Below are 26,537 nucleotides of genomic sequence, written 5' to 3'. Positions count from 1 at the left end.
ACAGGACGGCGGCGACATCGGCGGCCGCCTGTGGACGAAGCGGGGTTCGCGGGGACCCGCATGTCGTGTCCCTGCCCGGACTTGTCCACAGGCCCAAGCGGAATCATGAGATCCGCGAGATCGTCTGCGCATGACGAATCATAGCGAAACGACCGGACCCTCCGAAAACGACGGCATCGCGAAGGACGGCATCTCGAACGACGGAGTCGCGGGCGGGAACCTGCCCGGCGTGCGCACCGCCCACGACAACCAGGTCACCCTGCGCACCCCCGCCGAACTCGCGGACGCCCTGCCGTATCTGCTCGGATACCGCCCCGAGGACAGCATCGTCCTGGTGGCCCTCAACGACCGGGACGGACGAGGCCGGTTCGGCGGCCGGGCCCGACTGGGCATTCCCACCGGCAAGGACGACTGGGAATCGGCCGCGCGCCAGCTGGCCCAGGGCCTGGTCGCCGGGAGCGAACGCAGGGGAGTCCGGCCCGAGCAGATGGTCGCGTACGTCTGCCAGGAACCGGCCAAGGGCGAGTCCGGCCGTGACGTGATGACACGCCTGCGGCCGCTCGCCCAACTGCTCAGGACGGAGTGCGGCCGCCTCGACGTACCTGTCATCGAGGCCCTGTGCATCTCCGACGGCCGCTTCTGGTCCTACTGCTGCCCCAGCGAGGACTGCTGCCCCGACAACGGATCGCCCATGGGCCTGCCCGGCACCTCCGTCCTCGCCGCCGCGGCGACCTACGCCGGAATCCAGGTCCGCGGAACCCTGCGCGAACTGCGTGCCCGGCTCCTCCCCTGGGAGACCTCGGCGGCTCTGGAACAGGAGATCGCCCTCGACGCCATGGGCATGAGCCTCGTGCCCCGCATCCTCGACGAGGTGAGCCGCGCCGAGGTGGCCCGGGAGACGCTCGACCTGGCCGAACACGTCCTCGGCCGGTTCGCCGAGACCCCGCCCGTGTCCGGCACCCTCCCGGCCGACCTGCGCGACGACGAACTGCTCACGCACGAGGAAGCGGCCGTCCTGATCCTCGGTCTCCAGGACCGTACGACGCGCGACCGGGCCGCGGCCTGGATGGAGGGCGACGACGCCGGACCCGCACTGCGCCTGTGGCGAGCACTCGCCCGCCGCTGCGTGGGACCGTACGGCGAACACGCTGCCGCTCCGCTCACCCTCGCCGGCTGGGTGGCCTGGTCGAGCGGCGACGACCTGGAGGCCCGGGAAGCCCTCGCCATGGCGCTCGGCGCGGACCAGGACTACCTGTTCGCACGTCTGCTGCACCAGGCGTGCAACGAGGGCCTGGACCCGGAGGCCATCCGCCGCTGCCTGCGCACGGAAGGCGGAGCCGGGGCGCGAACCGAAAGCCAGGAGCGGACCGAAGCCGAGGAGCGGGACGAATCCCAGGAGGAGGAAGAGAAGCAGGAGGAGGAAGTGGCGGCGGATGCGGGCGAGGGCGAGCCTGACATGGCACCCCTCGACGGATCCAGCCAGTCCGGCCCACGGCGGCGCCGCCGTACACGTTCCGGCGACGGCCCGGACACCCACCCTCGTTCCGTTCGGGCGGAGGGCCGGCGATCACGTCCCGACGCCTCCCGCGCGGGGGCCACGGACCCCGGCCGTACGCGGCCCAGCACCCCCAAGCCGGGCGACCCCCGCGCTCGGACGACACGACGGGGCGACACACGGCGTGAGACCACGGCCGCGGAAGGCACGCAATCGGGAAGCGGCGCAGCGGAAGGGGAGGTGTGACCGGCGTCGGCGACACCCCTCGGCGAGCGGCCGGGCGGCTCGAATCGCAGATGATCGAACAGGTGCCCAAGGGGCGGTGACCACGCACGTGACCTCGTACGACGCGACAAGGACCGTGAACGGGCGGTGATCACGGAGGGCATACCGGACGTCAGTGGATCAGCCATCGAAGGGAGTGTTTATCGTCAGGCAGACGACTATGATCGCGGCATGCCCTACGACCCGTCAGCATTTCCGCCGTTCGCCGTCACCGTTGACCTGGTCGTGCTGACCGTGCGTCGCCATGCGCTCTGCGCGCTGGCGGTACGCAGGGGCGAGCCCCCGTTCCAGGGGTGCTGGGCACTGCCCGGGGGATTCGTGCGGGCCGACGAGGACCTGGCGCAGGCGGCGGCACGTGAACTCGCCGAGGAGACCGGGCTGCGTGCCCACGACCCCGCGGCCCTTGCCCAGGACAACGGCGCGCACCTCGAACAGCTCGCGACCTACGGTGATCCCAAACGCGACCCTCGGATGCGTGTGGTCAGTGTGGCGCACCTCGCGCTCGCCCCCGACCTGCCGGCACCCCGGGCGGGCGGCGACGCGAGCAACGCCCGCTGGGCACCGGTCGAGGAACTGCTCCAGCAGGGTGGTCACGGGCGGGCCGGTGAACCGGTGGCACCGCTCGCCTTCGACCACGCGCAGATCCTGGCCGACGGGGTGGAGCGGGCGCGCTCCAAGATCGAGTACTCGTCGCTGGCCACCGCGTTCTGCCCGGCCGAGTTCACCGTGGGCGAGCTGCGCCGTGTCTACGAAGCGGTGTGGGGTGTCGCGCTCGACCCGCGCAACTTCCACCGCAAGGTGACCGGCACGCCCGGATTCCTTGTGCCGACCGGTGGGACGACCACGCGGCAGGGCGGCCGTCCGGCACAGCTCTTCCGCGCCGGCGGTGCCACTCTGCTCAATCCGCCGATGCTGCGTCCCGAGGTGTGACGCCGGGTCGGCGGAGGTCCCGGCCGGGCGAGCGGGCGACGTTCTGAACTCCCGAGCGGCGAACAGAAGTCCGACCAAGGCGCACTCTTGCGGACCAGACGGGCTGATACCCGAAAAAAGGGACGCCGAGCGCTATCTTGCTTCAGGTGATCCAGGCCCTCGGACTGACCAGCACCCCCCGTAAGTCGCACCGGCCCGCCCTCGACGACGTCTCCTTCGAGGCACGCGCCGGTTGTGTCACCGTGCTCCTGGGAGCATCCGGCGCGGGCAAGACCACGGCGCTGAGACTGATGCTCGAACTCCAACAGGGCCGGGGCATCGCCTACTTCAGAGGCCGTCCCCTGCACCGTGTGTCCCATCCGTCACGTGAGGTCGGCGTGCTCCTGGGCGACGTGCCCGGGCATCCGGCCCGCACCGTCCGCAGCCATCTCGGCATGCTCTGCGCCGCCGCCGGGGTCCCGGTGCGGCGCGCCGACGAAGTGCTCGAAGCGGTCGGCCTCGTGAGCCTCCGTGAGGAACGGCTCGGCACGCTGTCGCGCGGCATGGACCGTCGGCTGGGACTTGCCTGTGCCCTGTTGCCCGACCCGCACACGCTTGTGCTCGATGACCCCGCGCGAGGGCTGTCCGGTGGTGAAGGCCGCTGGCTGCACGGCATGATGCGCGCGCACGCGGCCCAGGGCGGCACCGTGCTGTTCGCCACGGCCGACCCCAAGGAGGCCGCACGCGCCGCCGATCAGGTCGTCACGCTGGACCGGGGCAGGCTCGTCGCCGACCAGGAGGTCAAGGAGTTCGCCCGCACCCGGCTGCGCCCGCGCGTGGCCGTGCGCAGCCCCTATGCCACCCGCCTCGCCGCGGTCCTGACCAAGGAGGCGCGTACCGAGCGGCGCTCCATCGAAGTGGTGCGGGAGGACGGCAACCGGCTCTCGGTGTACGGGAGTTCCACCGCCGACATCGGCGAGACCGCCTACCGGCACAGCATCCTCGTCCACCAACTCGCCGACGAGATCGGTGACATGGGGCCCGGCGCGGGAGTCATGCCCACGGGGGAGCCGCACTCCTCCGACCGGTCGGAGGTAACGCAGCACCGATCGGTCACCACCGATGTGTCCGAACAGGACCAGTCGCAGACCGATCAGGAGCCGTCCTCGGAGGAACACCCGCGGTCCACACACGACCGACTCGTGGACGGCGCGTCGGGGACGGACGGGTCGCAGTTCACCGGCACGTTCCCCGCCCAGGGGGCACGATCGCGCTCCACCGTCCTGACCGGCGGTGCGCAGGCGGCCGGTGACGGTCCCGAGGCCGCCAACACCGCACCGGCGACCGAGCCTTCACCCACCACGGCCCGGGCCACCGAGACGGAGGACGGCACCGCGCCCGCCTCGACCACGTCCACACCCTCCTCACCGGCGCGCGGCGCGCGGGTCGTCCGCCTGTGGCACACCGCCGACGCGCGAGCGGGGAGCGTTCTCGGTTCCGGGGCCCCCTCCCCCCTCCCGCCCGCCATCTCCGTCCGCCCCGCCCCCAGCCCTCTCCGCCCCCTCCGCTACGAGATCCGCCGGTCCACCGGCATCGGCTCCGGGTTCCTCATCTGCGGCGCCTCGATCGTGCTTTCCGCGATCATCGCCGTACTGCTCGCCCGGATCGGGCACACCCCGCAGGCGCGGCTGTTCGCGGCGTGGCCGCGGGAGATGCCGCTGCCGCCCGCGGCGCTCGGCGCCGGGTTGCTCGGGGCGCTGGCGTTCGGGGACGAGTTCCGCCACCCCGCCCTGGCGACGGACAGCGGCACCGTGCCCCGCCGGCTGGGGCTGCTCACCGCGAAGCTGCTCGTCTCCGGCGGCACCGCTGTGCTGCTGGCCTTCCTGACCCTGGGCTGCGACGCCGAACTGCTCTATGTCGTGTACGGGCGGGACCTCGCGCAGGTTCCCGCGGACTGGTTCCCGCTGAGCGCGAGTTGGTTCGGGCTCGTGGTGGGCTGCGCCTGGGCGGGCGTCCTGGCCGCGGGCGTCTTCCGGTCCACGTCCGGCGGTTTCGCCGCCGTGGTCGCCGTACCCGTCGTCGTGGTTCCCCTTGTGCAGAAGGCCCTTGAAGGGGCAACCGTGCACACGGCGGCCGGGTTTCCGATGCGCATGAGGGAAGTCCTGCTGCTCCAGTGGCCCTTCGGGGGCGAGCACTACCTCGTGGCGGCGACCCGTGTGCTGGCCCAACCCGTCGGCGGCGCAATGACGTTGTCGCTGACCGCCCTGCTGTGCGCGTATGTGCTCACCACCCTGCGCAGCAGGGTTCGATGACGACCGTCCGTACGCTTCGGCACCACCTCTGAGCACAACTCCCCGGAGAGAGGACGTTTCCTTCCGATAAGGCGTCAATTGCGACGGGGTGAGCGATCACCCTTTCGTGTGCTTTTCACCAAAGCCCTCAAGGGAGTTGGAGGCGGCGCCGACAAAGGATGCGTGAGTACCCTTGCGCACACCATGATGACCGCCGCCCGCTCCGCCGACTCCGGCCTCGCCGGCCCGGGCGATCTCGACCGCTACTCCTACCCCGAGGCCGGCCTCCCCGACCGTGTCGGGGCGCCCTCCTGGGACGGCGCGGACCCCGAGCTGGGCCGTGTGGGCCGGCGCGCCGCGGGCAGTCGCGGCCGCGGTCTGCACGGCCAACTCGTCCAGCAGCTCGGCCAGATGATCGTCTCGGGCGACCTGGGCGCGGACCGCCCCCTCGTGCCCGAGGAGATCGGCCAGCGCTTCGAGGTCTCCCGCACCGTCGTCCGCGAGTCCCTGCGTGTCCTGGAGGCCAAGGGCCTGGTCAGTGCCCGTCCCAACGTCGGCACGCGCGTGCGCCCCGTCAGCGACTGGAACCTCCTCGACCCGGACATCATCGAGTGGCGCGCCTTCGGACCGCAGCGCGACGACCAGCGCCGCGAGCTGAGCGAGCTGCGCTGGACCATCGAGCCCCTCGCCGCGCGCCTCGCCGCCGGGCACGGGCGCGACGAGGTCCAGCAGCGGCTCGGCGACATGGTCGACATCATGAGCCACGCCATGGGGCAGGGCGACGCGCTCACGTTCTCCCGCGCCGACGCCGAGTTCCACTCGCTGCTCATCCAGATCGCCGGCAACCGCATGCTGGAGCACCTCTCCGGCATCGTGTCCGCGGCGCTCCAGGTCTCCGGCGGTCCGGTCACGGGCTGTGACCGGCCCACCGACGCGTCCCTCGCCCAGCACGGACGCATCGTCGACGCGCTGGGCGCCGGCGACGGGGCGGCCGCCGAGAGCGCCATGCGCCAACTGCTCACCGTCCACCCCGAGGTGGAGCGCGTGGTTCCCGCACCGCGCGAGCACTGACCTGTATCGCGGGCGGTGCGGTCGGAGTGCGTCGCGTTCCCGCGGCGACGCCGGGCCGGCGAACCGTCTGCCGCCGTACCCCGCCGGACGACAGTCGGTCCGGCGGGGTACGGCGGCGCGACGACGCGGACCGACCGGCGGAGCGACCCTGGTCAGCGCCCGCGGCGCTAAGGTCTGCCCGTGTCTGACCGTTTTTGAGCGCTTACGGGGTGTGACTCGGGCCACGAAGATTGGGCGTAACGCTCTTGGGGCCAGTGCGATGACCTAAGAGGTGACAGCCGCGGAGGGAATACGGACGCCGTAAAAGGCGCTGTGAATCCTCCCGGTTCCCGCCCGCGCCGTCGGCCCGTCCCCAGGCCGGTGGTCGGCTCCTGTCCTTCGTGGACGGGGCCGGAAGCCGTTTTCCAACGTTCCGAGAGGTTGTTCGTGTCGGCCAGCACATCCCGTACGCTCCCGCCGGAGATCGCCGAGTCCGTCTCTGTCATGGCGCTCATTGAGCGGGGAAAGGCTGAGGGGCAGATCGCCGGCGACGATGTGCGTCGGGCCTTCGAAGCTGACCAGATTCCGGCCACTCAGTGGAAGAACGTACTGCGCAGCCTCAACCAGATCCTCGAGGAAGAGGGTGTGACGCTGATGGTCAGTGCCGCGGAGCCCAAGCGCACCCGAAAGAGCGTCGCAGCGAAGAGTCCGGCCAAGCGCACCGCCACCAAGACGGTCGCGGCGAAGACGGTGACCACCCGCAAGGCCACCGCCACCACCGCGGCCCCGGCAGCGCCCACCGAACCCGTTGCCGTCGACCCGGCCGAGGAAGCCTCGTCCGCCAGGAAGGCCGTGGCCAAGAAGGCCGCGCCTGCCAAGAAGGCGACGGCGAAGAAGGCCGTCGCCAAGAAGACGACGGCCACGGCCAAGAAGACCACCGCCAAGAAGGACGACGCCGAACTCCTCGAGGAAGAGGTGCTCGAGGAGGCCAAGGGCGGCGACGAGCCCGAGGGCACCGAGAGCGCGGGCTTCGTCCTGTCCGACGAGGACGAGGACGACGCGCCCGCGCAGCAGGTCGCCGCCGCGGGTGCCACCGCCGACCCCGTCAAGGACTACCTCAAGCAGATCGGCAAGGTCCCCCTGCTCAACGCCGAGCAGGAGGTCGAGCTGGCCAAGCGCATCGAGGCGGGTCTGTTCGCCGAGGACAAGCTGGCCAACGCCGACAAGCTGGCGCCGAAGCTGAAGCGCGAGCTGGAGATCATCGCCGAGGACGGCCGCCGAGCCAAGAACCACCTCCTGGAGGCCAACCTCCGTCTGGTGGTCTCCCTGGCCAAGCGCTACACCGGCCGCGGCATGCTCTTCCTGGACCTCATCCAGGAGGGCAACCTCGGTCTGATCCGCGCGGTCGAGAAGTTCGACTACACCAAGGGCTACAAGTTCTCCACGTACGCCACCTGGTGGATCCGTCAGGCGATCACCCGCGCGATGGCCGACCAGGCCCGCACCATCCGTATCCCGGTGCACATGGTCGAGGTCATCAACAAGCTCGCGCGCGTGCAGCGCCAGATGCTCCAGGACCTGGGCCGCGAGCCCACCCCGGAGGAGCTGGCCAAGGAACTCGACATGACCCCGGAGAAGGTCATCGAGGTCCAGAAGTACGGCCGCGAGCCCATCTCCCTGCACACCCCGCTGGGTGAGGACGGCGACAGCGAGTTCGGAGACCTCATCGAGGACTCCGAGGCCGTCGTCCCGGCCGACGCGGTCAGCTTCACGCTCCTCCAGGAGCAGCTGCACTCGGTCCTCGACACCCTGTCCGAGCGCGAGGCGGGTGTCGTCTCCATGCGCTTCGGTCTCACCGACGGTCAGCCGAAGACCCTCGACGAGATCGGCAAGGTGTACGGCGTGACGCGTGAGCGCATCCGCCAGATCGAGTCCAAGACCATGTCGAAGCTCCGCCACCCGTCGCGCTCCCAGGTGCTGCGCGATTACCTCGACTAGGTCACGGTCGTACGGCGTCGAAGGCCCGGCTCCCCTCGGGGAGCCGGGCCTTCGTGCTGCGGGAGGCAGCGCCGTGGATCACTCTGGGTGTCCCAACGGTACTCAGAGTGAGGAACGTGCATGCGTCGTCCTGTGAAGTCCGCGCTGATCGGGCCGCTGGTCGCGGCGGCCGTGACCGCCGTCATACCGCTGGCCACGGCGGTTCCCGCAGCCGCCGACAGCGTTGTCGTCGGCGGATTTCCCGTCGACGTATCCCAGAGCCCCTGGACGGTCGCCCTGGCCAGCCGTGACCGGTTCGGGGGTACGCGGGCGGGACAGTTCTGCGGAGGGGTGGCCGTCGACCGTACGACCGTCGTCACCGCGGCCCACTGCATGGCCGAGGAGGTGCTGGGGGCACCGCCGGACCAGGTGCGCGACCTCAGGGTGATTGCGGGCCGCACGGACCTCCTGTCGACGCGAGGGCACGAGATCCGCGTGAGCGATGTCACGGTCAATCCCGGTTACGACGCGACGACCAATGCCGGGGACTTCGCCGTGATCACACTCGCCGAATCCCTGCCGCGGAACGCCGTCATCACCATGGCCGCCGCGGGCGACCCGGCCTACGCCCCCGGAACGAGTGCCACCGTCTACGGGTGGGGCGACACGACCGGCGCGGGCGACTACACGAAGCGGCTGCGCGCGGCACGTATTCATGTGCTGCCCGACGAGACGTGCCGGCAGGCGTATCCGGGCGGGCCCGAGGGCGCGTACCGGGCGGACTCCATGCTGTGCGCCGGTGAGGCCGCCGGCGGGCCGGACGCCTGCCAGGGCGACAGCGGTGGGCCGCTGATCGCGAGGGGCCGGCTGATCGGGCTCGTGTCATGGGGGAACGGCTGCGGACGCGCGGCGAGCCCCGGCGTCTACACGCGGATCTCCGAGGTCGTACGCGCCCTCGAAGGCGCGAGGGGCACCACGAGTACCGCGGGGGCCCGGCAGGGCTTCTGAGGCCGCTTCACGGCCTGTAGGGATACGAATACGACGACGGGCGGCCGTCCCCGGAGGGGCGACCGCCCGTTGCCGGCCTGTGCCGGAACTGGCTCGTCGTGGATGCGAGGTGTCAGCGCTCTTCTTCGGAGGCAGATGCCGGAACGGACGTCAGCCGCTCCGTCTCGTCCTGTATCTCAGCGGCGATCTTCTTGAGTTCCGGCTCGAACTTGCGGCCGTGATGGGCGCAGAAGAGCAGTTCACCGCCGCTGAGCAGGACGACGCGCAGGTATGCCTGAGCGCCACAACGGTCGCAGCGGTCGGCGGCCGTCAGGGGGCTCGCGGGGGTCAGAACAGTAGTCACGTCGCCTCTTCTCTAGCTCGACGAGCTGTCGTACCAGGGTCAACATCCAACCAGCCCGAAAACGTTCCCGCTCGTGGCCTTTCCGCGAAAAAAATCTTTCCGGGTCGGCTGTTTGCTGCCGGTTGGCGGCGAATGTGCCGTATTACGTGTCTTCGTGTCTTACGGGTTCGCTCGGTCCATCGGTTCCATCGGTTGTCGTCCCCCCGGCTGGCTTGCCGGTTGTGCATGAGGACGTGCCCGGAGCCTAAATGGTTCATGCCTCGAAGGGAACGTGATATGTACTTCACTCCATCGAGGGATCGAACACCCATACGACCCTGGACTAGGGTGACGTGGAGACGAGGGTGGCGTTACAACGGCTCTACCAGGCATCGGTACCCTCATGGCGGCGAACGAAGCCGCGCCCTTACCCAGAAGGGCCCCACCTGAAATTCAGCGAGGAGCGAACCGCGTGACCGCCGATACGTCCGTGCCGTCCACAGCGCTGCTGGCAGGAGCAGACCGGGACGGTTCCAACTACACCGCGCGGCACCTCCTCGTTCTCGAGGGTCTCGAGGCCGTGCGCAAGCGTCCGGGCATGTACATCGGATCGACCGACAGCCGCGGTCTGATGCACTGCCTGTGGGAGATCATCGACAACTCCGTGGACGAGGCCCTCGGTGGCTACTGCGACCACATCGAGGTGATCCTCCACGAGGACGGCTCGGTGGAGGTGCGCGACAACGGCCGCGGCATCCCCGTGGACGTCGAGCCCAAGACCGGCCTGTCCGGCGTCGAAGTCGTGATGACCAAGCTCCACGCGGGCGGCAAGTTCGGCGGCGGCTCCTACGCGGCCTCCGGCGGTCTGCACGGCGTCGGCGCGTCCGTCGTCAACGCGCTCTCCGCGCGGCTCGACGTCGAGGTCGACCGCGACGGCCAGGTGCACACCATCAGCTTCCGGCGCGGTGTGCCGGGCGTCTTCGCGAGCGACGGCCCGAACGACAAGTTCGAGGCGCGGAGCGGTCTGCGCAAGACCAAGAAGATCCCCAAGACCCGCGTCGGCACGCGCGTGCGCTACTGGGCCGACCGGCAGATCTTCCTCAAGGACGCCAAGCTCTCGCTGGACAACCTCCACCAGCGCGCCCGCCAGACCGCCTTCCTGGTGCCCGGCCTGACCATCGTCGTGCGCGACGAGTTCGGCCTCGGCGAGGGCGGCAGCAAGGGCGAGGAGTCCTTCCGCTTCGACGGCGGCATCAGCGAGTTCTGCGAGTACCTGGCCACCGACAGGCCGGTCTGCGACGTCCTCCGCTTCTCCGGCCAGGGGACCTTCAGGGAGACCGTGCCGGTGCTCGACGAGCACGGCCAGATGACTCCCACCCAGGTCACCCGTGAGCTCACCGTCGACGTCGCCATGCGCTGGGGCACCGGCTACGACACGAACCTCAGGTCGTTCGTGAACATCATCGCCACCCCCAAGGGCGGCACCCACGTCGCCGGCTTCGAGACAGCCGTGACCAGCACCATGAACGAGGTGCTGCGCGCCAAGAAGCTGCTGCGTGTCGCCGAGGACGACATCGTCAAGGACGACGCCCTGGAGGGTCTCACCGCAGTCGTCACCGTGCGCCTGGCCGAGCCCCAGTTCGAGGGGCAGACCAAGGAGGTCCTCGGCACGTCCGCGGCCCGCCGCATCGTGAACACCGTGATCTCCAAGGAACTCAAGGCGTTCCTGACCTCCACGAAGCGCGACGACGCCGCGCAGGCGCGCGTGGTCATGGAGAAGGCGGTCGCCGCCGCCCGCACCCGGATCGCGGCCCGCCAGCACAAGGACGCGCAGCGCCGCAAGACGGCCCTGGAGTCGTCGTCGCTGCCCGCCAAGCTCGCCGACTGCCGCAGCGACGACGTCGAGCGCAGCGAGCTGTTCATCGTCGAGGGTGACTCCGCGCTCGGTACGGCCAAGCTGGCCCGGAACTCCGAGTTCCAGGCACTGCTGCCGATCCGCGGCAAGATCCTCAACGTCCAGAAGTCGTCCGTCACGGACATGCTGAAGAACGCCGAGTGCGGCGCGATCATCCAGGTCATAGGAGCCGGCTCGGGCCGGACCTTCGACCTCGACGCGGCGCGCTACGGCAAGATCATCATGATGACGGACGCCGACGTCGACGGCTCCCACATCCGCTGTCTGCTGCTGACGCTGTTCCAGCGCTACATGCGGCCGATGGTCGAGGCCGGCCGGGTCTTCGCCGCGGTGCCGCCGCTGCACCGCATCGAGCTGACCCAGCCCAAGCGGGGCCAGGACAAGTACGTCTACACGTACTCGGACCGCGAGCTGCGCGACAAGCTCATGGAGTTCCAGAGCAAGGGCGTCCGGTACAAGGAGTCCATCCAGCGCTACAAGGGCCTGGGCGAGATGGACGCCGACCAGCTGGCCGAGACGACGATGGACCCGCGCCACCGCACTCTTCGCCGGATCAACCTGTCCGACCTCGATGCCGCCGAGCAGGTGTTCGACCTGCTGATGGGCAACGACGTGGCTCCGCGCAAGGAGTTCATCTCCAGCTCGGCGGCCACGTTGGACCGGTCGCGGATCGACGCGTAGGCGCTGCGCCGAGCTGCGCTGGGCCCTGGCCGGGTACTTACGGTGCCGGGGCCCGGCGGGTTGGCGGGCCCGGTTGAACGGGCCGGGGCGGTCGGGCCGCACGAACCGCACGGGTGGAGGCGGTCCGACGCGGAGTACGGGGGAACGGCGCGGCTTGCCCATGTGCACCGGACGGCGTGATCTCGGACGATGCTTCCGGCCGGATCGTGCCTCGGCCGGAGGCGCTGGGCGGTATCCCCGGCAAACGGGTCTGACGACGGCCCGGGGGAGTGGACGGGGCATCGCCGGGCTCTCCACCCATGGGTGGATGGGTGCCCGGCGGAAGGTTCCACCCTCGGTCCACCCGGGCTCCGATCTGCTGACCTGCGGATTTCCGTAGCGTTCTGGGTGTCGGCGGCAACCGCTGCCGGTCTCTCCCTTCCGCTCACGGAGGCTCCGATGCCCGGGCTGGTCAACGCGTTGGTGATCGTCGCCGTGGTCGCGCTGGTGATCGTCCGCCAGTTCCGCGCCCGTCCGATCGGCGCCGGCAGGCGCTGGTGGCTCGTGCCCGTGGTCCTGGTCGTCATCGCCCTGCGCGAGCCCGGCATACTCGACGCCCACCACCACACCGAGTCCGCTCTCCTCCTCGCCGTCGAGCTGCTCATAGGTCTGGCCACCGGTGCCGGCTGGGCCTGGACCACCCGCGTGTGGACCGAGCCGGACGGCGTCGTGTGGACCAGGAGCACCAAGGCGAGCGTCGTCGTCTGGATCGTCGGCATCGCCCTGCGCGTCGGTCTCTTCGCCCTCGGCGCGGCGATCGGCGTCCACCAGGACAGCTCCGCGCTGCTCCTCGCCCTCGCAGGGACCCTGCTGGTCCGCTCGGGAATCCTGGTCTGGCGTGCGCAGTCCCTGCCCGGGGCGCCCGCCGCGGCCACGGCGTACGGTGACGCCATGCGCCCGTCGGCGTGGAAGGAGGGCGCGTGACGGAGAACGCCTGGACGCGCTGGCCCTCACGGGAGGCGCTCGGCCGGGAGGGGGTCTCACGGCCGCGGCGTCTGCTCGCCTGGGCCGTGCGTCTGCTGGTCCTCGGGCTGCTGCTGTGGAGCAGCTTCCAGGCCCACCAGGCGCACGGCTGGGGCACGGCCGGTGCCGTGGTGGGGGTCCTGGCGGCCGGCGCTCTCGGCTGGGCCTTCTTCCGGACCACCTACGAACACCGCCTGTGGCCGTCCCTCCTGCTGGTCGCCCTGCTGCTGGGCATGGCGGTCGTCGCTCAGACCACCGGGTTCCGCGCACCGGCGCTGGTCCTGTGGTGCGGCTGTGCCGTCTCGTCGCTGGAGCGGCTGCCGCTCCGCGCGGCGCTGCCCGTCACCACCGTGGGCCTCGCCTCGTTCGCGGTGGTCACCAACGACGACTGGCTGACCACCGCTGCCACGGTGGTGGGCCTGGCGCTCGCCGGATACGTGCTGCGACTCGACGCCGAGGCCCGAGGAGGCGCGCAGCGCCTGCTGGCACAGGAGCGGGCCGCGAGAGCGGCGGAGGCGGAGTCGGCGGCCCTGGCCGAGCGGGCCAGGATCGCGCGGGAGATCCACGACGTGCTCGCGCACAGCCTCTCGGCCCAGCTCGTGCACCTGGAGGCGGCCCGGCTGCTGATCGAGCGGGGCGCGGACCGGGAGCAGATACTCCAACGGGTCGTCGCGGCGAGGGGCATGGCGCGGGACGGGCTGGAGGAGACCCGGCAGGCCCTCTCCGCGCTGCGCGGCGAGCTGACCCCGCTGGAGGAGTTCCTGAGCGGGCTGGTCAGCGCGACGGACGGCGCCGAGGTCACCGTGAGGGGTGAGCGTAGAGCACTGCCCGCCGAGGCGTCGCAGGCGGTGCGACGGGTCGCCCAGGAGGCGCTGACGAACGCCCGCAAGCACGCGTACGGGGCCAAGGTCAGGGTTCTGCTCGACTACGGGGAGCACGAAGTGACGCTGGACGTGAGGGATTCGGGAGGTGCGGCGGAGGAGCTGACGGGAGCGGGCGCCGGGTACGGTCTGCTGGGCATGCGGGAGCGTGCCGAGCTGCTGGGCGGCTCGCTGGAGGCCGGGCCGGGTGAAGAGGGGTTCGTGGTGACGTTGAAGGTGCCCGCATGACGGAGGAGGCGGGCGGGAGGACGGCGCGGGTCGTGGTCGCCGACGATCAGACCGTGGTCCGCGAAGGCATCGTGATGCTGCTGGGGCTGCTGCCCGGCATCGAGGTGGTCGGTGCGGCCGGTGACGGCGAGGAGGCGGTGAAGCTGGTCGCCGAACTCTCCCCGGACGTGGTCCTGATGGACCTGCGGATGCCCCGCTGCGACGGGGTGGAGGCGACCCGGCGGATCAGGGCGGAGTATCCGGGCACCCAGGTCGTGGTGCTCACCACGTTCGCGGACGACGACTCGCTGTTCCCCGCACTGAGAGCGGGGGCGCGCGGATATCTCACCAAGGACGCAGGCGGTGACGAGATCGTGCGCGCGGTGCACAGCGTGCTGTCCGGGGAGGCGGGGCTGTCGCCCAGCGTCCAACGGCGGCTGCTGGAGCGGCTGTCGGAGCCCGAACCGCCCTCCGCGCGCGTCGAGCCGCCCGACGGGCTCACCGGGCGGGAGATGGAGGTCCTGGTGCTGATCGCCGAGGGACTGACCAACCAGGAGATCGCCCGCAGGCTGCACGTCTCCACGGCGACGGTGAAGACCCACATCAACAATCTCTTCGCCAAGACGGGGCTCAAGGACCGTGCGCAGGCGGTGCGTTACGCGTACGGGAAGGGGCTGGTGCGGCCACCGGGGAATTGAGTCACCTGATGGGGTGAAGTGGTCTGGGAAGAAGAGTCAGGGAAGCTCCCGTTCTGTCCATCCTTGGGCATGCAGTCAAGTTATGGTCGCCCCCACGGCGGCGGGGGCGGTCCCGAGAGTGCGGCACGCCGGCACGAGGACCACGGCCCTCATGACGAAGTGAGATACGACGATCCCTGGTACGACGCGCTGGCCTCCGGCTGGGGCGAACCGGACGGCACGGGAGTGCCCGCCCCGGTAGTGCCGGCGGCACGGGAGGAGCCGGAGGGGACGGGCGCACGGGCGCGTGACGTCTACGTCGAGGTGCAGCGCAGCGCGGCGTTCCGGGAGGTGCGCAGCAGGTATCGCAGGTTCGTGGTGCCCGGGGTGGCCGTGTTCTTCGCCTGGTACGTGGGATATGTGATCACCGCGACGACGGCACCAGGGTTCATGGCCCGGCCCGTGGCGGGCGCGGTGAACGTGGCGATGGTGGCGGGGCTCGGACAGTTCCTCAGCACCTTCCTGCTCACCTGGGCCTACTCGCGGCACGCGCGGCTGCGCAGGGACCGGGCGGCGCTCGAACTGCGGTGGGACACCCAGGAGATGACGCGTGGAGCCCGAGGCGGTGTGTCATGACGGAGACTCATCAGACGTTGGCGTTGGCGCTGTTCAGTGTGTTCGTGGCCGTGACGCTGGGGATCACGACATGGGTGAGCCGTAAGCGGCACGGTTCGGCGGAGGAGTTCTACGCGGGGAGCAGGTTGTTCTCCCCGATGGAGAACGGCTTCGCCATCGCGGGTGACTACATGTCGGCCGCGTCCTTCCTCGGAGTGGCCGGGCTGATCGCGCTGTTCGGGTACGACGGGCTGCTGTACGGGGTGGGGTTCCTCGTGGCGTGGCTCGTGGTGCTGTTCCTGGTGGCGGAACTGGTGCGCAACTGCGGCCGGTTCACGCTCGCCGACGTGGTGGCGGCGAGGATGAGCGAGCGGCCGGTGCGGGTCGCGGCGGGAACGTCGTCCGTCACGGTGTCCGTGCTCTATCTGGTGGCGCAGATGGTCGGCGCGGGCAGCCTGGTCGGGCTGCTGCTCGGCCGGACGGGCGGGGCGGCGCAGACCTGGACCGTCATCGGGGTCGGCGCGCTCATGGTGATCTATGTGTCCTTCGGCGGGATGCGGGCCACCACCTGGATCCAGATCGTGAAGGCGGTGCTGCTGCTCGCCGGGACGATCCTGCTGACGGTGCTGGTGCTGGTGCGCTTCCGCGGGAACCTGGACGATCTGCTGTTCACGGCGGCGGAGCGCAGCGGGCACGGGGACGCGTTCCTGGCGCCGGGGCTGAAGTACGGCGGGGACTGGACGGCCCGCTTCGACTTCATCAGTCTGGGCCTGGCGCTCGTCCTGGGCACGGCGGGTCTGCCGCACATCCTGTCCCGCTTCTACACGGTGCCGACCGCGCGGGCCGCGCGTCGTTCGGTGGTGTGGTCGATCGGGCTGATCGGCGGGTTCTACCTGATGACGATCGTGCTCGGCTTCGGGGCCGCGGCGATCGTGGGTCCGGAGGAGGTGCGCAAGTCGAACGAGGCCGGGAACACGGCCGTTCCGCTGCTCGCGCTCGATCTGGGCGGCGGTGTGGAGTCCACCGGGGGGACGGTGCTGTTCGCGATCGTCGCGGCGGTGGCGTTCGCGACGATCCTCGCGGTGGTCGCCGGGATCACGCTCGCCTCCTCGGCGTCCGTGGCGCACGACCTGTACGCCTCGTTGCGGCGCCGGCGCGGGGAGCCGCGCAGTGAGGTGGCCGTGGCGAGGGTGGCGGCGGTCGGCATCGGTGTGGTCGCCATCGCGCTCGGCCTGCTCGCGCGGGACCTCAACGTCGCCTTCCTGGTGGGCCTGGCGTTCGCCGTGGCCGCGTCGGCGAACCTGCCGGTGCTGCTCTACTCGCTGTTCTGGAGCGGTTTCACGACACGGGGCGCGGTGTGGTCGGTGTACGGCGGGCTGGTGCCGGCGCTGGGGCTGGTGCTGCTGTCACCTGTGGTGTCGGGCAGTCCGGAGTCGCTGTTCCCGGGGGTGGACTTCCAGTACTTCCCGCTCCAGAACCCCGGGCTCGTCTCCATTCCGCTGGGCTTCCTCGCCGGCTGGCTGGGCACTGTCACCTCGGCCGAGGCCCCGGACGAGGCCAAGCACGCGGAGACCGAGGTGCGGTCGCTGACGGGGGCGGGGGCCGTGTAGACGGACCGTGCGTGCGATCGGCGGTGCGTCCGGGAGGGGTGGCGTCACGGCGCCACCCAGGCGTACCGGTGTTCGGGGCGGCCGGTGTCGCCGTACTTGAGGGTGAGGCGCAGCCGGCCGGCCTGTTCCAGGTGGCGCAGGTAGCGCTGGGCGGTGGAGCGGCTCAGGCCGGTGCGGGCGGCCACCTCATGGGCGGACAGCGGTTCGTCGGAGCGGTGCAGGACGCCGCATATGAGGTCCGTGGTGGGTTCCGAGTGGCCGCTCGGCAACCCGGGGGAACTCGGCGGGGGCGCGGTGCGCAGTGCGCCGAAGATCCGGTCCACCTGCTCCTGGCCGGCCAGGCCCCGGCCGCCGACGCGGTCGACGGTGCGGCGCAGGGCGGCGTAGGAGTCCAGGCGGGTGCGCAGCGCGGCGAAGGTGAAAGGTTTGACCAGGTAGTGCAGGGCGCCCATGCGCATGGCCTTCTGCACGGTCGTCACGTCGCCGGCCGCCGTGATCATGATGACGTCGGTGCCGTGGCCCTGTTCCCGCATACGGTGGATCAGGTCGAGGCCGGTCCGGTCCGGCAGATACTGGTCGAGCAGGACCAGGTCGATGGCTTCGCGTTCCACGGCGGCCAGGGCCTGGGCAGCGCTGTGCGCGCGGGCGGCGACCCGGAAGCCGGGAACCTTCTCCACGTACCGGGCGTTGATCTCGGCGACGCGGAAGTCGTCGTCCACCACCAGGACTTCGATCATGGGGCCTCATTTCCTCAAGGCCAGGCCGGGGTTAAGGCCATGTTTCGGCTCCGCAGTTGTAACCCGAGCTAAAAGAGCACAACAGGCTCTTGCGAGCAAAAGAACGGCTTGCGCCCAGAAGACTGCTGCTGTGGCGGGCGCCACACCTACCGTCCGGGCCATGAGCGCAGACACCGGCCCCGCCATCGAACTGCGGGGCGCGAGCAAGACCTTCAGGACCCCGTCGGGGGGTCTGCACACGGCCGTCCGGGGCCTGGACCTCACCGTGGGACGCGGTGAGTTCGTGGCCGTCGTCGGCCCCACCGGCTGCGGCAAGTCCACCACCCTGACCCTCGTCAGCGGTCTGGAGGAGCCCAGCGACGGCGAGGTGCTGGTGGCCGGCCGGCCGGTCTCCGGCGTCGGCGACAAGGTCGGCTTTGTCTTCCAGCAGGACGCCACCTTCCCCTGGCGGTCGGTGCTGTCCAACGTGATGGCCGGTCCCCGCTTCCGCGGTGTGCCGAAGGCCGAGGCCAAGGAGAAGGCCCGCGAGTGGCTGGCCCGGGTGGGCCTCTCCGCCTTCGAGGACCGCTATCCGCACCAGCTCTCCGGCGGCCAGCGCAAGCGGGTCGCCCTCGCCGCGACCTTCGTCAACGACCCCGAGATCCTGTTGATGGACGAGCCGTTCTCGGCGCTCGACGTCCAGACCAGGGCGTTGATGTCCGACGAACTCCTGGAGCTGTGGGAGGGCACGGGAGCCTCGGTCGTCTTCGTCACCCACGACCTGGAGGAGTCCATCGCGCTGGCCGACAAGGTCGTCGTGATGACCGCCGGGCCCGCGACCGTGAAGCAGGTCTTCGACATCGACCTGCCCCGGCCGCGCAAGGTCGAGTCGGTGCGCCTGGAGCCGCGGTTCATCGAGATCTACCGCGAGATCTGGGAGTCCCTCGGCGAAGAGGTCCGCATCACGCGTGAGAGGGGTGTCGCCGATGTCGCATGACGTCCTCAGCACCCCGGTCGTCGACACGGCCAAGGCACCGGACCGCGCGCGGTCGCGGGCCCAGGCCGCCCGCAGACGCAAGCTGGTGGTCAACGCGGTGCGCGTGCTGGTCCTGGTGGGTGTGCTCGGGCTGTGGGAGGTGCTCTCCCGGACCGGGGCCATCGACTCCTTCAACTTCTCGATGCCCTCGAAGATCTGGGACCAGATCTACACCTGGGTGACGCACGGCACCGCCCTCGGCTCCCTGGGGGAGCAGATCTGGTACACGCTGTACGAGGCGCTGGTGGGCTGGATCATCGGTGTGATCGTCGGTGTCGTCTTCGGCATCGCCCTCGGGCGGATCACCTTCCTCGCCGACGTCCTCGGTCCGTACATCAAGATCCTCAACTCGGTTCCCAGGATCGTCCTCGCGCCGATCTTCGTGATCTGGTTCGGGCTCGGACCGGCGTCCAAGGTCGCCTCGGCCGTGGTGCTCGTCTTCTTCCCGGTGTTCTTCAACGCCTTCCAGGGCGCGCGGGAGGTCGACCGCAACCTCGTGGCGAACGCCCGCATCCTGGGCGCCAGCGACCGCAGGGTCACCCTCCAGGTGGTCATCCCCTCGGCCACGTCCTGGATCTTCACCAGTCTCCACGTCAGCTTCGGGTTCGCCCTGATCGGTGCCATCGTCGGTGAGTACATCGGCGCCACCAAGGGCATCGGCCTGCTCGTCGCCCAGTCCCAGGGCACCTTCAACGCGGCCGGTGTCTACGCCGCCATGGTCATCCTCGCGGCCGTCGCACTCGTCGCCGAGGGCCTGCTGACCTTCGCCGAGCGCCGCATCTTCCGCTGGAAGCCGACCGGTTCGGACAGCTGACCGAGCCCGCGCGGCCGACCGAACCCCCACGGCGGACCGAACCCGCGCGGGCCGACCGAGCCCGACCAGCCCACGAGCGGCTGCCCGCGGCTCCGCCCCGGCTCCCGGCTCCCAGCCCCCCAGCCACTCCCCGCACCGCCCTCTCACAAGGACGTGAACCGTCATGCGCAAGACCGCCAGATACGCGTCGCTGGCCGCCGCCGGCCTGCTCGCCCTCACCTCGCTCACCGCCTGTGCCAACGACGCCGCGAGCACCGCGTCCAGCGGCTCCGCGGGCAAGGGCGACGGCAAGGGCGAGAAGGTCAAGATCATGGTCGGTGGCCTGGACAAGGTCATCTACATGCCCGCCATCCTCACCCAGCGGCTCGGTTACTTCGACGCCGAGGGCCTCGACGTGGAGCTGCTCACCGAGCCCGCGGGCGTGCAGGCCGAGACCGCGCTCGTCTCCGGCCAGGTGCAGGGCGCCGTCGGCTTCTACGACCACACCCTCGACCTCCAGGTGAAGGGCAAGTCGGTGGAGTCGGTCGTGCAGTTCTCGCACGCGCCGGGCGAGGTCGAGATCGTCTCGGCCAAGGGCGGCATCAAGTCGCCCGGGGACTTCAAGGGCAAGAAGCTCGGTGTCACCGGACTCGGCTCCTCCACCGACTTCCTGACCAAGTACCTCGCGGTCAAGAACGGGGTGCAGGTGCACGAGTTCACGCCCGTCGCGGTGGGCGCCGGACCCACGTTCATCGCCGCCCTCCAGAAGGGCGCGATCGACGGCGGTATGACGACCGATCCGACCGTCGCGACGATCCTGGACAAGAAGGCGGGCACGATCCTGCTCGACATGCGCACCCCTGAGGGCTCGCAGCAGGCGCTGGGCGGCCCCTATCCGTCGTCGAGCCTGTACATGCAGACGGACTGGGTGAACGGCCACAAGGACACCGTCCAGAAGCTGGCCAACGCGTTCGTCAAGACGCTCAAGTGGATGTCCACCCACGACGCCGACGCGATCGCGGCCAAGATGCCCGCCGACTACTCCCAGGGCGACAAGAAGCTCTACGCGGAGTCGATCAAGAGCACGCTGCCGATGTTCACCGACGACGGTGTGATGCCCCAGGGCGGTCCGGAGACCGTCGAGAAGGTCCTCAAGGCGTTCAACCCCAACATCAAGAACGCCGACGTGGACCTCGCCAAGACGTACACGACGGAGTTCGTGGAGAAGGCCGCCGGCTGACGGACGCGCCGTGCCGCGTCAGACGCGGGTCGCCCACTCGTAACGGTGTTCGGGGCGGCCCGCGTCGCCGTACTTGAGGGTCAGTCTCGCCCGTCCCGTGCGCTCCAGGAACTTGAGATAGCGCTGCGCGGTCTGCCGGCTCACCCCGGTCAGTTCGGCGATCTCCTGGGCCGACAGCGGGCGTCCGGCCTTCAGCAGCGACTGGCGCACCAGTTCGGCCGTGGTGGGCGAGTGCCCCTTGGGCAGCTCCGGCTCCGTCGGTGTGGACAGCGCGCCGAAGATCCGGTCCACCTCGGCCTGTTCGGCCTCGCCGCCGGCGTCCAGGGTGCGCCGCAGCCGGGCGTACGCCTCCAGCTTGGTGCTCAGCCCCGCGAAGGCGAACGGTTTCACCAGGTACTGGAGGACACCGTTGCGCATGGCCGCCTGGACGGTCGACACGTCCCGGGCCGCCGTCACCATGATCACGTCGGTCTGATGGCCGCGGCGGCGCATCTCCCGTACCACCGAGATGCCGGTCTCGTCGGGCAGGTAGTGGTCCATCAGGACCAGGTCGACACGCGGCAGCGTCTCGAGACGGCCCAGCGCCTCGGCCGCGCTGTGCGCCTCGCCGGCCACGTGGAAACCCGGCACCTTCTCGACGTAGGCGGCGTTGACCCGGGCGACCCGGATGTCGTCGTCCACGACCAGGACCTCGATCATCACACCTCCTCCTCCCGCCCCCGAGCCGCCGTCACGCGCCCGTCGGCGGGCCCCCGCCCCTCCGCCGCCGTACGCCCGCCGGGCGTCACCCGCGCGTCGGGCACCGTACCCGCATCCGAGGGCACATGGGTGCCGGACGCCGGACGAGCGTCGGGCAGCGGGCCCCCGTCGGCCACCGCACACGTGTCGCCCGCACCGCGCAGAGCCGGCGCGGGCTCAGGTTCCGGCTCGCTGAGCGCGTCGGGCAGTACCACCGTGAACTCCGCGCCCCGGCCGAGCGCTTCGCCCACCCGCACGCCGCCGCCCTGCCGTTCGGCGAGCCTGCGCACCAGGGACAGTCCGAGGCCGCGCTTGCCGTGCGCGGGCGGCTCCTTGGTGGACCACCCCTCGGTGAAGATCAACTCCCGCTGCTCGGCCGGGATTCCGGGACCGGTGTCCCGTACCCGGAGGACGGCCGTACGGCCCTCCGTGCGCAACTCGACCTCCACGTGCGCGTGCGGGGTGCCGGCGACGGCGTCGAGCGCGTTGTCCACCAGGTTGCCCACGACCGTGACCAGCCCTCTCGGGTCGATCAGCCGGTCCGGCAGCCGGGTGCGGTCCGACACCCACAGGGCGACACCACGCTCGGCCGCCACGGTCGCCTTGCCGACCAGCAGGGCCGCCAGCAACGGGTCCTGGATCTTCTCGGTGATCTGTTCCGAGGTGACCCGGTGGTCGCCGACGACCTCCCCGACGAACTCCACGGCGTCGTCGTACATCTCCAGTTCGAGCAGCCCCAGCAGCGTGTGCATGCGGTTGGCGTGCTCGTGGTCCTGGGCGCGCAGGGCGTCGATCAGCCCATGCGTGGAGTCGAGCTCGCGGCCGAGCTGCTCCAGTTCGGTCCGGTCGCGCAGGGTGGCCACGGCGCCGCCGTCGTCCGTCGGCATCCGGTTGGCGACCAGCACCCGCTGTCCGCGCACGGTGAGCAGATCGGTGCCGGTCACCCGGCCGGCCAGCACGTCCGTGGTCCGTCCCTCGCCCAGCGCCTCGTCCGGGGTGCGGCTCATCGCCTCGTCCCCGATGCCGAGCAGCCGCCGCGCCTCGTCGTTGAGCAGCCGGATCCGGCCCGTCCGGTCGAGCGCGACCACACCCTCGCGGATGCCGTGCAGCATCGCCTCCCGCTCGGCCAGCAGCGCCGAGATGTCCGAGAAGGCCAGGTCCCGGGTCTGCCGCTGGACCCGGCGCGCGACCAGCCAGGCGGCCAGCGCGCCGACGGCCAGGGCGCCGCCCGCGTACGCGAGCAGGCCGGGGATCGCGCTCAGCAGCCGCGCGCGGACGCTGTCGTAGGCGATGCCCACCGAGACCGCGCCGACGATCCGGTGGTCGGCGTCGTACAGCGGCACCTTGCCGCGCGCGGAGCGGCCCAGGGTGCCGCGGTCGATCTCCATGATCTGCCGACCGGCCAGGGCCGCGCTCGGATCGGTCGAGACGTGCTCGCCGACCTCGGCGGGCGTGGTGTGCGACCAGCGCACTCCACGGCGGTCCATCACCACGATGTATTCCGCCTGCGTGGAGCGCCGGATCCGCTCCGCCTCCCGCTGCACCGGGCCACCGACCGTGGGCGGAGTGGTGGTCAGGCCCTCGGCGATCGCCGGGTCCTGCGCCGTGGTCTGCGCGATCGCCAGCGCCCGGCGCATCGCCTCCTGGTCCAGCTGCTTGCTCAGGGGCGCCAGGAACAGTCCGGTGGCGAGCACCGCGACTCCGGCGGCGATCGCCACCTGCATCAACAGGACCTGCGAGAAGACCCGTCGGGGCAGGCCGAGGCGCAGTCCGGGACGCGGACGGCGCGGGGGAGCGGTGGTACTCATGCCCCTGACGGTACGTCGGTGGGTGTGCGCGTCCGTAGGGGGTTCGGTACATCTTCCGGCCCGATCGCGGGAGAGGGGGGCGTACGGGGGTGTGCGGCTCAACTCGCCAGGGCGGCCGGCGTCGTCTCCCGCACCGACACCACGTCCATCCGGCCCGGAGTGCCGAGCACCGACGCGCCGCAGCTCTCCGGCCGCGGCGGCAGGGAGGCGCCTTGGGCCACGACCACGCGCCAGCGGCGGCCGTCCACGTGGGCGACGGTCACCGTCCAGCGCGGTGCCGTGCCCTCGGTGCGCAGCACGCTCAGCACGCCCGTCGTGTACTCGTCCACGGCCGTGCGGACGGCCAGTTCGGCCGCCTGACCGGGCCTTTCCCAGGCCGAGTTGCCCCGGCACCCCTCGACGACCACCCGGCCCTCCTGGACGCCGTGCAGCACCTCCTTGACGGCGTGGGCCTCGGCGCGGCCGTACGCGTAGCCGTACGGCAGGACGAGCACCGTGGGGGAGAAGCGGTGACCGCCGAGATGGGTGACCTCCCAGACACCCGGGACGCCGGACGCGGCGAGTTCGGCCGCGAGGGGCCTGCCGAGCAGGGCGCAGCAGCGGTCGCGCTTGCCGTTGGTGCAGACGAGGGCGAGGGGGGCGCCCACGTGCGGTTCGCCGCCGAGGGCCGTCCCGAACGTCCGGTGGTCACCCGCGCCCAGGGCCGTGAAGTCGAGGTCGAGCAGACGGCGCGGGTCGCGGGTGGTGGCGCTGTGCAGCCATACATCGCCGGGGACGGTGTGGGCGGCGTACACCCGGCGCAGGGGTGGCGCTCCGGAGTCCGCGTGGCGGCCGGGACGGCGGATCAGCGCGATGCGCACGCCCGTCCCCTCGGCGGCCCGCTTCAGGGCGCGGCCCAGCTCGCGGTCCAAGTGGCTCGAAGTCAGCGCTTCGGCGCCCCACGGCCCGGGTTGTTCCAGCAGCAGCCACGTCGTCGCCGTGGCCGCGGTTCCGGAAACGGGCTCGTCGAGGCTCCGGGAGACGGTCGCACACCTACTCACAGAGGTGAGCCTAACCTGACTTCCTCGGGGTGACTTCCAGCCTCACTCGTGTTCCGCTCCGGCGACGGTCGAGCCGGACGCGAGGGGAGACGGAGACGGCTGGGCCGGGGGCGCTGCTCGGGTCTGCGGGCGTCGCGCCATGCACGGGCGCGTTCCGGCCTGCCGTCGTCGACCGCGGACGGGCGCGGTACGGCCCGCCGTTCGGGTGACGGAGAGGTCTTCCGTCGAAGGGGCGACCGGGGCGCGGGGTTCGCCGGTGGACGCCGAGGGGCGACTGACGCGTGATGTCGGCCGGGAGGATCCGAGGAGTCATCGTCGCCGCGCCGGGGGCGGCCAGGAGAAGCCGAGGCGGCGGAAGCGGAGACCGGCGGAGCCGAGGCCGACGGAAGCGGAGGGGCGGAAGCCGAGGGGGGCGGAGTCGAGATGCCGGACGGAGCGGAGGGCCCGGAGTGGGAAGGCTCGCAGCGGGAGGGCCCGGAGTGGAAGGGCAGGAGGGGAAGGGCCGGACCGGAAGGGCGGGAGGGCGAGCGGGCGGCGATTTTCGGACCGCTCGGATCGGGTCCCGGGTCGCCCGGACGCGTCACTCGGGTCGCCCGAGGCGGCAGTGGCGGCCGATGGACCGCCACTGGAGTCGTCGATCGGGGATGGTGTCCCCCGGAGGGCACCTGGACGGATGGTTCGGTCCGTGTGCCGGAAACGGTCAGGCGTCCGGGATGTCGACCTTGGCGCGAAGCAATGTCTCGCGCGTGATCACGACGATCCGCTCGTAGTCCGCCCTGCCCGCGTCGGCGGGGAGTTTCCCGTCCAGTGCCTCGGTCTTGTCGGTGCCGATGACCGCGAAGCTGCCGTCGGCGAGCTCGAAGATGTCGGGGCACGTGTTGCCGTCAAGACTTCCACGCTGACGTGGAGAGGCGCCGATGCGGCGGACGATGTCTGGTGTAGTCACTGCCGAAGACTACCGGCGCGCGTGATATTGGCCGAAACACCTCCCTCCATGGGGATGGATTTCGGTCACAAAGGAGCACAAGAGCGCTACGCCGACGGAATGTCGTCCCTGGCGCGCAGCAGTGTCTCGCGGGAGATGACGACGATCCGTTCCCGGTCGCCGCGCGCCGCGTCGGGGGGCAGTTCGGCGTCGAGTTCTTCCGTCGCCTCCACACCGATGACCGCGAAGTTGCCGTCGCTGAGTTCGAAGATGTCGGGACAGGTGTCGCCGGTCATGCTTCCGCGTTCGCGGGGAGAAACACCCAGGCGACGAATGATCTTCAAAATGATGGTCCTGTAAGTCGGAGGAATGGGGCGGCGGACAGGCTGGCTGGCTCGGGTCCGCGGAGGCTCGGATAAACATGGGGCTCGCGTCCGCCCGCCCTCCGGCAGCCCCGCCGCGGTACCGGGCCACGTTATTCGGGGGGTTCGCCGACGACCCACCATTCCTCCGTGTCCGCCTCGTCCAGATCCTGGATGAGCTTGTCCAGCATGCGCCCCACCTGCGCCTCCACCGAACGCTGCTCCAGGCTGGCGCGAGCGGTGCGGGTCGCTTCCCAGTATTCGCGGAAGATCGGGTTCTGCACAGTCCCACGCAGGTGACCAAAGAGTTCCGCCCTGTTGACGTTCCCTATGCGATAGGCGAGCAGGGCATTGGTGTAGAGCGCGTTGGCGAAGAGGAACTGGCGGTACTTCTCGGGCGGGATGGCGCCGCCGTGGGTGTCCAGTACGGCGGCCAGTGCCGGATCTTCCATCGCCTTGCTCAGCAGTTCCCACTGAAGCCGCTGCTGACTCGCCAAATTCGTCTGCTGCTGGGCGCGTTCGCGTGCCTTTTCGAGTTGTCCGGCGCGCCGGCGATGGGCGGCGAACGTGGCGACCGCCGCCGCCACGGCGAGCCCCGCCGCGGCGACGGCGCCGCACCCCCGAGACCCCAAGGTCTGTGTGGCCATGTCAAACAACCCCCGATCAGGCGGCCGTCCGCCGGTCGTCGGATGCGGGTGGTTGACGGAAACCGGCGAGCGGTGGGCGGCCCTTGCCGTCTTCCAGGGTGCCGAGCGGCTCCGCTCGGCGGAAGGCGGAGAAGAGGCGCACGGAGGGAACGAAGGGTCGCATGGCCGGGCGCCGTGCCAGACGTCTGCCCAGCGGAGGGGACCAAGAATCGTTCCACCAACGATGATTCCCGCGGCTCGTATCCTGGTCCGGCATTCAGTTCTCGTACGTGCACCGCGGACGCGCGCCGGTGCGCGCGTCGGCGTG

Annotated in this window: 23 protein-coding genes; 15 read left to right on the top strand and 8 right to left on the bottom strand. The window is 70.8% G+C overall.

Annotation, left to right across the window (positions count from 1 at the left end; genetic code table 11):
* The first annotated feature begins 130 nt into the window (after positions 1-130).
* From AB0F77_RS24085 to AB0F77_RS24060, 6 genes are all read left to right on the top strand, one after another.
* On the top strand, positions 131-1,741 hold the full coding sequence (locus AB0F77_RS24085) for a DUF4192 domain-containing protein (RefSeq protein ID WP_361952231.1): 1,611 nt from the start codon (positions 131-133) through the stop codon (positions 1,739-1,741).
* Positions 1,742-1,951: 210 nt separating this feature from the next.
* On the top strand, positions 1,952-2,710 hold the full coding sequence (locus AB0F77_RS24080; RefSeq protein WP_361952228.1) for an NUDIX hydrolase: 759 nt from the start codon (positions 1,952-1,954) through the stop codon (positions 2,708-2,710).
* Positions 2,711-2,856: 146 nt separating this feature from the next.
* Positions 2,857-5,001: an ATP-binding cassette domain-containing protein gene (locus AB0F77_RS24075; protein ID WP_361952225.1), complete on the top strand. Its 2,145-nt coding sequence runs from the start codon at positions 2,857-2,859 to the stop codon at positions 4,999-5,001.
* Between the two features lie 162 nt (positions 5,002-5,163).
* Positions 5,164-6,051: an FCD domain-containing protein gene (locus tag AB0F77_RS24070; protein WP_361952222.1), complete on the top strand. Its 888-nt coding sequence runs from the start codon at positions 5,164-5,166 to the stop codon at positions 6,049-6,051.
* 426 nt (positions 6,052-6,477) lie between these two features.
* Positions 6,478-8,028, top strand: coding sequence for an RNA polymerase sigma factor (locus AB0F77_RS24065; protein WP_361952219.1), 1,551 nt, complete (start codon positions 6,478-6,480; stop codon positions 8,026-8,028).
* Between the two features lie 120 nt (positions 8,029-8,148).
* On the top strand, positions 8,149-9,015 hold the full coding sequence (locus AB0F77_RS24060; RefSeq protein ID WP_361952216.1) for a serine protease: 867 nt from the start codon (positions 8,149-8,151) through the stop codon (positions 9,013-9,015).
* A gap of 112 nt (positions 9,016-9,127) precedes the next feature.
* Here AB0F77_RS24060 and AB0F77_RS24055 read toward each other — a convergent pair whose 3' ends face one another.
* Positions 9,128-9,358 (bottom strand): hypothetical protein, encoded by a 231-nt coding sequence (locus tag AB0F77_RS24055; RefSeq protein ID WP_109495566.1) that lies wholly within the window; start codon positions 9,356-9,358, stop codon positions 9,128-9,130.
* 451 nt (positions 9,359-9,809) lie between these two features.
* On the opposite strand from AB0F77_RS24055, the gene AB0F77_RS24050 reads away from it, so the two are divergent.
* The 6 genes from AB0F77_RS24050 (at position 9,810) to AB0F77_RS24025 (ending at position 16,925) form a co-directional block, all read left to right on the top strand.
* Complete coding sequence (locus tag AB0F77_RS24050) at positions 9,810-11,933, top strand: DNA topoisomerase IV subunit B (RefSeq protein ID WP_361952213.1); 2,124 nt, start codon at positions 9,810-9,812, stop codon at positions 11,931-11,933.
* A gap of 438 nt (positions 11,934-12,371) precedes the next feature.
* Positions 12,372-12,896: a DUF1453 domain-containing protein gene (locus AB0F77_RS24045; protein ID WP_361952210.1), complete on the top strand. Its 525-nt coding sequence runs from the start codon at positions 12,372-12,374 to the stop codon at positions 12,894-12,896.
* Complete coding sequence (locus AB0F77_RS24040; RefSeq protein ID WP_361952207.1) at positions 12,893-14,044, top strand: histidine kinase; 1,152 nt, start codon at positions 12,893-12,895, stop codon at positions 14,042-14,044. Before AB0F77_RS24045 ends, AB0F77_RS24040 begins: the two co-directional genes overlap by 4 nt.
* On the top strand, positions 14,041-14,721 hold the full coding sequence (locus tag AB0F77_RS24035; RefSeq protein WP_361952204.1) for a response regulator transcription factor: 681 nt from the start codon (positions 14,041-14,043) through the stop codon (positions 14,719-14,721). Before AB0F77_RS24040 ends, AB0F77_RS24035 begins: the two co-directional genes overlap by 4 nt.
* Positions 14,722-14,790: 69 nt before the next feature.
* Complete coding sequence (locus tag AB0F77_RS24030; RefSeq protein WP_361952201.1) at positions 14,791-15,336, top strand: DUF485 domain-containing protein; 546 nt, start codon at positions 14,791-14,793, stop codon at positions 15,334-15,336.
* On the top strand, positions 15,333-16,925 hold the full coding sequence (locus AB0F77_RS24025) for a cation acetate symporter (RefSeq protein ID WP_361952198.1): 1,593 nt from the start codon (positions 15,333-15,335) through the stop codon (positions 16,923-16,925). The genes AB0F77_RS24030 and AB0F77_RS24025 overlap by 4 nt, the downstream gene beginning before the upstream one ends.
* A 44-nt stretch (positions 16,926-16,969) precedes the next feature.
* On the opposite strand, the gene AB0F77_RS24020 is transcribed toward AB0F77_RS24025, so the two are convergent.
* On the bottom strand, positions 16,970-17,662 hold the full coding sequence (locus AB0F77_RS24020) for a response regulator (RefSeq protein WP_361952195.1): 693 nt from the start codon (positions 17,660-17,662) through the stop codon (positions 16,970-16,972).
* 160 nt (positions 17,663-17,822) lie between these two features.
* Between AB0F77_RS24020 and AB0F77_RS24015 the strand changes: the two genes are divergently transcribed.
* The 3 genes from AB0F77_RS24015 to AB0F77_RS24005 all read left to right on the top strand — a co-directional run bounded on the left by AB0F77_RS24015 (position 17,823) and on the right by AB0F77_RS24005 (position 20,710).
* Positions 17,823-18,638: an ABC transporter ATP-binding protein gene (locus AB0F77_RS24015; RefSeq protein WP_361952193.1), complete on the top strand. Its 816-nt coding sequence runs from the start codon at positions 17,823-17,825 to the stop codon at positions 18,636-18,638.
* A complete protein-coding gene (locus AB0F77_RS24010; protein WP_361952190.1) occupies positions 18,628-19,491 on the top strand; it encodes an ABC transporter permease in 864 nt (287 codons plus the stop codon). The genes AB0F77_RS24015 and AB0F77_RS24010 overlap by 11 nt, the downstream gene beginning before the upstream one ends.
* Positions 19,492-19,654: 163 nt before the next feature.
* Positions 19,655-20,710, top strand: a complete 1,056-nt coding sequence (locus tag AB0F77_RS24005; RefSeq protein ID WP_361952187.1) for an ABC transporter substrate-binding protein — start codon at positions 19,655-19,657, stop codon at positions 20,708-20,710.
* 18 nt (positions 20,711-20,728) lie between these two features.
* Here the strand turns inward: AB0F77_RS24005 and AB0F77_RS24000 are convergent, their stop codons facing one another.
* The 6 genes from AB0F77_RS24000 to AB0F77_RS23975 form a co-directional block, all read right to left on the bottom strand.
* Positions 20,729-21,409 carry a response regulator gene (locus AB0F77_RS24000; protein ID WP_361952184.1) on the bottom strand — a complete coding sequence of 227 codons (681 nt, stop codon included), beginning with the start codon at positions 21,407-21,409 and terminating at the stop codon, positions 20,729-20,731.
* Positions 21,409-23,256: a sensor histidine kinase gene (locus AB0F77_RS23995; protein WP_361952181.1), complete on the bottom strand. Its 1,848-nt coding sequence runs from the start codon at positions 23,254-23,256 to the stop codon at positions 21,409-21,411. The genes AB0F77_RS24000 and AB0F77_RS23995 overlap by 1 nt, the downstream gene beginning before the upstream one ends.
* 98 nt (positions 23,257-23,354) lie before the next feature.
* On the bottom strand, positions 23,355-24,296 hold the full coding sequence (locus AB0F77_RS23990; protein WP_361952178.1) for a sucrase ferredoxin: 942 nt from the start codon (positions 24,294-24,296) through the stop codon (positions 23,355-23,357).
* A gap of 700 nt (positions 24,297-24,996) precedes the next feature.
* Entirely contained in the window at positions 24,997-25,242 is a 246-nt protein-coding gene (locus AB0F77_RS23985) for a hypothetical protein (RefSeq protein WP_361952175.1), read from the bottom strand.
* An 86-nt stretch (positions 25,243-25,328) separates the two neighbouring features.
* Entirely contained in the window at positions 25,329-25,565 is a 237-nt protein-coding gene (locus tag AB0F77_RS23980; RefSeq protein ID WP_361952172.1) for a hypothetical protein, read from the bottom strand.
* A gap of 131 nt (positions 25,566-25,696) precedes the next feature.
* Positions 25,697-26,230, bottom strand: coding sequence for a DUF6082 family protein (locus tag AB0F77_RS23975; protein WP_361952169.1), 534 nt, complete (start codon positions 26,228-26,230; stop codon positions 25,697-25,699).
* Positions 26,231-26,537 lie beyond the last annotated feature (307 nt).

The organism is Streptomyces sp. NPDC026672 (assembly GCF_040638185.1).
In the GTDB taxonomy this organism is placed as follows: Bacteria; Actinomycetota; Actinomycetes; order Streptomycetales; family Streptomycetaceae; genus Streptomyces.
Note: the sequence above shows the minus strand (reverse complement) of the source record. Positions and strands in the feature narration are given on the sequence as shown.